Annotated in this window: 5 protein-coding genes and 1 pseudogene; 2 read left to right on the top strand and 4 right to left on the bottom strand. The window is 65.5% G+C overall.

From position 1 onward, the window contains the following. Positions 1-267, top strand: a 267-nt coding sequence (locus JHD07_RS24630) for a PRC-barrel domain-containing protein (RefSeq protein WP_291626773.1), incomplete at its 5' end; no start/stop codon positions are given. A 23-nt stretch (positions 268-290) separates the two neighbouring features. Beyond that, a complete protein-coding gene (locus JHD07_RS24635; protein WP_291626781.1) occupies positions 291-1592 on the top strand; it encodes an MFS transporter in 1302 nt (433 codons plus the stop codon). A gap of 48 nt (positions 1593-1640) precedes the next feature. Here the strand turns inward: JHD07_RS24635 and JHD07_RS24640 are convergent, their stop codons facing one another. The 4 genes and pseudogenes from JHD07_RS24640 to fixL form a co-directional block, all read right to left on the bottom strand. Continuing rightward, positions 1641-2339 (bottom strand): helix-turn-helix domain-containing protein, encoded by a 699-nt coding sequence (locus tag JHD07_RS24640; RefSeq protein ID WP_291626775.1) that lies wholly within the window; start codon positions 2337-2339, stop codon positions 1641-1643. Positions 2340-2442: 103 nt separating this feature from the next. After that, positions 2443-2859 (bottom strand): response regulator, encoded by a 417-nt coding sequence (locus JHD07_RS24645; protein WP_291626777.1) that lies wholly within the window; start codon positions 2857-2859, stop codon positions 2443-2445. A 43-nt stretch (positions 2860-2902) separates the two neighbouring features. Continuing rightward, positions 2903-3520, bottom strand: a complete 618-nt coding sequence (fixJ, locus tag JHD07_RS24650) for a response regulator FixJ (protein ID WP_291626779.1) — start codon at positions 3518-3520, stop codon at positions 2903-2905. Positions 3521-3522: 2 nt separating this feature from the next. Further along, positions 3523-4990, bottom strand: a pseudogene (gene fixL, locus JHD07_RS24655) (sensor protein FixL); the annotation flags it as partial.

A 4990-nucleotide genomic window follows, 5' to 3' on the forward strand; every position in this document is an offset into this window, starting at 1 on the left:
GGCCGCATCGTCGACGTCATCGTCGACCGCACCGGTCATGTCCGCGCGGCGGCGATCGATTTCGGCGGCTTTCTCGGCGTCGGCAGCCGCAAGATCGTGGTGGACTGGAACGCGCTGCGCTTCGGCAAGATCGCCAGCAAGAAGGACAGCATCACGCTGGAATTGACCAAGGCGCAGGTCGCGGCCGCGCCGGAATACAAGGAGGACACGCCGATCGTCGTGCTCGGCGCGTCCGGCAGCCTTCAGCCGCTGCGAGCGATCCAGTGAGGTGCCGGGAGGGCTGATTGCCTGTGCTGTTGTCGAGCAAGCCGAAACACGCAGATCGCGGCGGCGGCGCCGAGCAGGACGAGGTCGCTGCGCCATCGGCTGCCGGCATTCCGGCGCCGTCGCGCCAGAGCCTGCGCGGCCTCGACTGGTTCATCTTCTTCCTCGCCGACGTACAGACCGGATTCGGCCCCTTCATCGCGGTCTATCTCACCACCCAGAAATGGACCCAGGTCGAGATCGGCCTCGTGCTGTCGATCGGCGGCATCGTCGCCCTGATCGGCCAGATGCCGGGCGGGGCGATCATCGACGCCGCGAAATCGGAGCGTCTCGTCGCCGCCCTCGCGATCGCGACCATCGGCGCCTGCGCGCTCGCCTATGCGGCGATGCCGATCTTCGCGGTCGTCGTGGCCGCCGCCACGCTTCACGCGATGGCGAGCTGCGTGCTCGGCCCGGCGATCGCCGCGATCAGCCTTGGTCTCGTCGGCCCGCTCGCGATCGGCGAGCGTCTCGGGCGCAACGCGCGCTTTGCCTCGCTGGGCAGCGGCATCGCGGCGGCCGTGATGGGCACCGTCGGCTACCTGCTGTCGAGCCGGGCGGTCTTCCTCGTCACTTTCCTGCTCATCATCCCGACCCTGATCGCGCTCTCGCGCATCCGCGAGCGTGAGGTCGACATCGCGCGCTGTCACGGCGAGCTGCCGCGCGAATCGGCGGAGCGCGGCGACAGCAATCTCTGGCACCTGATCCGGCAGCGCCCGCTCATCGTCTTCGCGCTGAGCGTGCTGCTGCTGCAGCTGGCGAACGCCTCGATGATGCCGCTGATCGCGAGCGCCGTGACGGCGCGGTCCGCCCAGTGGGCGACGGTGCTCGTCGCCTTCTGCATCGTCGTTCCGCAAGCCATCGTGGCGCTGCTGTCGCCGACGGTCGGACGCAAGGCGCAGTTGTGGGGCCGACGGCCCTTGCTCCTGATCGGATTTGGCGCGCTGATGATTCGCGGACTGCTGTTTGCGACCGTGCGCGATCCTTATCTGCTGGTTCTCGTGCAGGTGTTCGACGGCATCACCGCGGCGGTGTTCGCGGTCATGATCCCGCTGATCGTCGCCGACGTCGCCTTCGGCAGCGGACATTTCAACCTGGCGCAGGGGATCGTCGGCACCGCAACGGGAATCGGCGCCTCGTTGAGTACGGTGCTCGGCGGCTATGTCAGCGACAAATTCGGCAATGCCACGGCATTCGTCGGGCTGTCCGGCGTTGCCGCGGCGGGACTTCTTCTGGTCCTGCTGGTGATGCCGGAAACCCGGCGCAGCGCAATATCAACTCAAAAATAAAGACCGGCCGAAACGCGTCGGCCGGCCAAGTCACGGGGGAGAAACGGATCAGGCGTCGAGATTGTGCAGGCGCTGACGATTGCGCAGCACGATCTGGCGGGCGCCGGAGAAGCCGAGGATGCCCTGGGCATGAAGCTGCGACAGCGCGCGCGACACGGTTTCGAGGGTGAGGCCGAGATAGTCGCCGATGTCGCGGCGGCACATCGGCAGCGCCATCATGCCGGCAACGGCGAGGCGGCGGTCCATTTCGAGGAGGAAGGTCGCAACACGCTCCATCGCCGTCTTGCGGCCCAGCAGCAGCATGTGGTCCTCGGCATGACGAAGCTCGCCGGCGGTCATGGCCCAGAGCTTGCGGGCGACCTGCACGTCAGTGCCGGCGGCCTTCTCGAGGCTCGCGCGCTTCACGAGGCGCACGGTGGTGTCGATGATGGCTTCCGCGGCGAGGCGGTGGGTGGGACCGGATTCGAGGCCGAACACGTCGCCGGGAAGATGGAAGGCGCCGATCTGGCGGCGGCCGTCGGAGAGAAGCTTGTAGCTGCGCACCGCGCCGGTGACGACCTGATAGACGTATTCGGCCGTCTCGTCCTCGCCATAGATCTCCTCGTCCTTGCCGTAGGAGAACTCGGTGGCGACCAGGCCGACATGACCGGTGATCGCACCGAACTGGTCCGCGACGGGATGGGCAGGGGCAATCTTGCCGCCGATCTGGGTGTTGATCGCCTGGGTGTTGATCGTCTGGGTCAGCATCTGCGCCATCTCCGTTGTGATGACGCTTTCCTACGCGGTATCGGGTGCTTCGAAAATTTCGCGAGATATCTTAGGGAGGTCCCCTTACGTAGAATCCCGTAGGTCAGGCGCAGGGACAATCCTGGATGGCGTGGCGGATGCACTTGACCAGGTTTTCGTCCAGAAGCGGCTTCAAAACCACGTCCTTGATGCCCGCGGTCGCAGCCCTCGCCGAGATGTTTTCGTCGGGATAGCCAGTGATCAGGATCACAGGCGCGGCGTGGTCGGATCTGCGCAGGCGGCCGGTCAGCTCGATGCCGTTGATATCCGGCATCTTATAATCGATGACGTAGCAGTCAGGGCCGGGCGAGGCGCCCTGATTGAGCAACGCCGTGCCGCTCCTGAAGGTCCGCACGGCGAAGCCGTCGGTCTCCAGCAGGAATCGCAGGGATCCGAGAACTGCGGCATCATCGTCGACCACAAAGACGGTGCGTTGTGGACAGGACGACGGTCGCGCATGATATGGGCCGACCTCAACCATGCTGTCTGGTTAGCACGCCCGCGGGAAGCCGCCTTGATATGCCTCAATCGTTGAGCATGCCGGCGCGCATCGCCAGCCGGACCAGTTCCGAAAGGCTGTTTGCCTGCATCTTGGTCATGACGTTGGCACGGTAGACCTCGATGGTCCGCGGGCTGATGTCGTATTCCCGGGCGATCAGCTTGTTGGAGAGGCCCGCGATCAGCCCTTCCATGACCTGGCGCTCCCTGGGACTCAAGGACGCAACGCGGGCGGCGACGTCCTGCGCGACGGCCTCGTTCTTGGCAGCGGGCTCGGCCTGGCGGATCGCCGACTCGATCATGGCGGTGAGACGGTCGTCATCGAACGGCTTTTCCAGGAAATCGACCGCGCCGAGCTTCATCGCCTCGACCGCCAGCGGCACGTCGCCGTGACCGGTCATGATCAGGATCGGAAACGGGCTTTGCTGCGCCTTCATCCGCTTCAAGAGCTCGATGCCGTCGAGGCCGGGCATGCGTACGTCGGAGACGACGCAGCCGAACTCGAGGCCGGGCAGGGCTTCGAGAAAGGCGTGCGCGTCGTCGAACAGGGTGACCGTGAAGCCGGCGGAATCCAGCAGGAAGTTCAGCGAGTCCCGCATCGCTGCGTCGTCGTCGATGACGTAGACTTTGCCATTGCTCGTCATGATCAGCTCTCGTCGGTTGCCGGCAGGGTGAAGCGGAATGTCGCTCCTCCCGCTGCGTTGCTCTCGGCCCACATGCGGCCGCCATGGGCCTCGATGATCGAGCGGCTGATCGAGAGTCCCACGCCCATGCCGGTGTCCTTGGTGGTGAAGAAGGTCTGGAACAGGTTCGGAATGACGTCGTCCCGGAAGCCGATGCCGGTGTCGGAGACCTCCACCGCGATCATGCCATCGCCGGCGCGGGTGTTGGCGACGACCAGCTCGCGCCGCTGCGCCTGCGCCATCGCTTCGAGTGCGTTGCGGAACAGGTTGACCAGCACCTGCTGAATCTGCACCCGGTCGGCCAGCACGAGATCGGCGTCAGGATCGAGGCTGAAGCGGAGCTGCACGTTCTGCTCGCGCGCCCCGGCGAGCCCGAGCGCGCCGGCTTCCTCGATCAGCTTGGACAGGCTCTCGACCCGTTTCTCCGATTCGCCGCGGGAGACGAAGTCGCGCAGGCGGCGGATGATCTGGCCGGCGCGCAAGGCCTGCTCGGCCGCGCGATCCAGCGCGCTTTCGACCTTCGGCGCATTGGGATCGCTGCTGCCGGCGAGGAGGCGGCGCGATCCCTTCATATAATTGCTGATCGCCGCCAGCGGCTGGTTGAGCTCGTGCGCCAGCGCCGACGCCATTTCTCCCATCGCGGTCAACCGCGACACGTGCACGAGCTCGGATTGCAGCTCCTGGAGCCGCGCCTGAGTCTGCTGATGTTCGGTGAGATCGCGCACGAAGCCGGTGAAATAGGGCTCGCCAGCGCGCTGCGTCTTCCCGACGGACAGGTGCATCGGGAAGGTCGTGCCGTCGCGGCGTTTACCCGTGACAATCCGGCCGATGCCGATGATGTGCGGATCATTCGTCCTGAGATATCGGTCGAGATAGCCGTCATGACGCGACTGGTCGGGCTCCGGCATCAGAATGCTCACGTTCCGGCCGATGGCTTCCTGCCTGCTATAGCCGAATAACCGCTCCGCGGCGCTGCTGAACAGATGCACGATGCCGCGTGAATCGATGACGATCATGGCGTCGGGCACCGTTTCGAGAATCGAGCGAAGATGATTCTCCTGGGAGCGCAGATCGTCCTCGAGCTGCTTCTCTGCGTTGATGTCGAGAAATAGCCCGCTGAGATGGCGCGGCGCGCCCGTATCGTCCCGGATCACACCGGCTCTGGCCCGGATCCATTGACCGCTCCCCGAGGGCCCCCGGACCTTGAAGGAGAGGTCAAGCCCCCCGCCGCCTTCCGAGACACGCCCGATCGCCTTCAGGAGGTGGTCCCGATCGATCGGCTCCAGCTGCGAAAGAAAGAGATCGTAGCTGACGGCCTGGTCCCGCCCGAGGCCGAACAGCCGCTTGGCCGTGTCAGACCATTCGAGTTCGCGCGTCTGCAGGTCAAGGTCCCAGGTGCCACTCCGAATCCCTCGATGCGGACCCGAAAAT

It is taken from the genome of Bradyrhizobium sp., from assembly GCF_016462955.1.
Taxonomy (GTDB): Bacteria; Pseudomonadota; Alphaproteobacteria; order Rhizobiales; family Xanthobacteraceae; genus Bradyrhizobium.